3 protein-coding genes are annotated in these 1,723 nt (G+C 70.9%); 1 reads left to right on the top strand and 2 read right to left on the bottom strand.

The annotated features are described in order from the left end of the window. Positions 1 to 200, bottom strand: a 200-nt coding sequence (locus ACOJSN_RS12065; protein ID WP_420112744.1) for a cupin domain-containing protein, incomplete at its 3' end; no start/stop codon positions are given. A 52-nt stretch (positions 201 to 252) separates the two neighbouring features. Here ACOJSN_RS12065 and ACOJSN_RS12060 point away from each other — a divergent pair. Further along, positions 253 to 1,287 carry a glutathione S-transferase family protein gene (locus tag ACOJSN_RS12060; protein WP_420112743.1) on the top strand — a complete coding sequence of 345 codons (1,035 nt, stop codon included), beginning with the start codon at positions 253 to 255 and terminating at the stop codon, positions 1,285 to 1,287. Positions 1,288 to 1,290: 3 nt separating this feature from the next. Here ACOJSN_RS12060 and ACOJSN_RS12055 read toward each other — a convergent pair. Continuing rightward, positions 1,291 to 1,723: glycosyltransferase (locus tag ACOJSN_RS12055; protein ID WP_420112742.1), on the bottom strand; the 433-nt coding region annotated here is incomplete at its 5' end.

The raw sequence follows: 1,723 nt of genomic DNA, 5'->3' as shown, positions 1-1,723 counted from the left end.
AGCGTGCGACTGGGATGGCCACCCACCTCGACGGTGAGCTCACCGGCGAGCACATAGAAGGTCTCCACCGGGTGGGGGTGCCAGTGGGTACGCGGCGGCTCGCCCGGCATCCAGGTCGACTCCACGTGCAGCTCGCGGTCGGTCGCGGCGAGGACCCGCAGCGTCTGGGAATCGTTCAGCCGGAGCTCTGGAACGGTCATCACGCCAGCCTCGCACCCACCACGGCGGTCCGTGCCTCGTTAGCCTGAGTTCATGGAGACCTCGTACGTCCTTCCCGGCCAGGAGTACACCCGCGACACCTCGTACATCGAGTCGCGGATCACCCGCGACGGCGCCGACGGCTGGCCCGTGGAGGCCGGCCGCTACCGGCTGGTGGTGGCACGGGCGTGCCCGTGGGCGAACCGCACGATCATCGTGCGGCGCCTGCTCGGGCTGGAGAGCGCGATCTCGATGGGCATGTGCGGACCGACGCACGACATGCGATCGTGGACGTTCGACCTCGATCCGGAGGAGCACGACCCCGTGCTCGGCATCCACTGGCTCGCCGAGGCCTACTACAAGCGCGTCCCGGGATACCTCAAGGGCATCACGGTGCCCGCGATCGTGGACGTCCCCACCGGCGCAGTCGTGACCAACGACTTCGCGCAGATCACGCTCGACTTCTCCTCGGAGTGGTCCGAGCACCACCGCGAGGGCGCCCCGGACCTGTACCCGGAGGCGCTGCGCGAGGAGATGGACCCCGTGATGAAGCGGATCTACACCGAGGTCAACAACGGCGTCTACCGGTGCGGCTTCGCGGGGTCGCAGGAGGCGTACGACGCCGCATACGAGCGGCTGTTCACCGCACTCGCCTGGCTCGAGGAGCGGCTGACCACCCGCCGCTACCTCATGGGCGAGACGATCACCGAGGCCGACGTGCGGCTGTTCACCACCCTGGTCCGGTTCGACCCGGTCTATCACGGGCACTTCAAGTGCAACCGGAACAAGCTGGTCGAGATGCCGGCGCTGTGGTGCTACGCGCGCGACCTGTTCACCACGCCGGGGTTCGGCGACACGGTCGATTTCGCGCAGATCAAGTCCCACTACTACGAGGTGCACACCGACATCAATCCCAGCGGGATCGTTCCGCACGGGCCGGACCTGTCCGACTGGCTGGAACCGCACGGGCGCGAGTCGCTCGGCGGGAACCCGTGGGGCGACGGGACCCCACCCGGTCCCCCGCCGCCGGCCGAGGTCGTGCCCCAGGCGGCGACGCCGTTGCCGGGCGGCCTCGCTCCCGCGAGCTGAGCGTCAGCGCAGGTTCGGGAGGTTCTCCACCTCGTCCGCGAGGGCGCCCGAGGAGGCTGCGGAACGCACCTGTTCACCGAGGTGAGCAGCCGCGCGCGAGTAGCCCTCGCCGTCGAGCACTCGCCTGATCGCCTCGGCGATCTTCTCGCTCGAGGAGCCACGCGAGAGGGCGACGGCGGCGCCTCGCTCGGTCAGTCGTCTCGCGTTGTCGCCCTGGTCACGCCCGTGGGGCATGACGACCATCGGGCGGTGGGCGGCCCCCCCCGTGATCACGGTGGCGGGGCCCCCGGGGGGGGCCACCAGAAAGGCGTGCGGAAGCACCCCGGCGTGCGGGGCCCAGGAGACCACCGCCACCTCGCAGCAGCCGCGCACCAGCACGGGAGCGACGGCGGGCCCCGTGGTCACCAGCCCGCGCACCCCCCCCCCCCCGAGCGCA

Source organism: Pseudactinotalea sp. (assembly GCF_048594945.1).
Lineage (GTDB): Bacteria > Actinomycetota > Actinomycetes > Actinomycetales > Beutenbergiaceae > Pseudactinotalea.
Note: the sequence above shows the minus strand (reverse complement) of the source record. Positions and strands in the feature narration are given on the sequence as shown.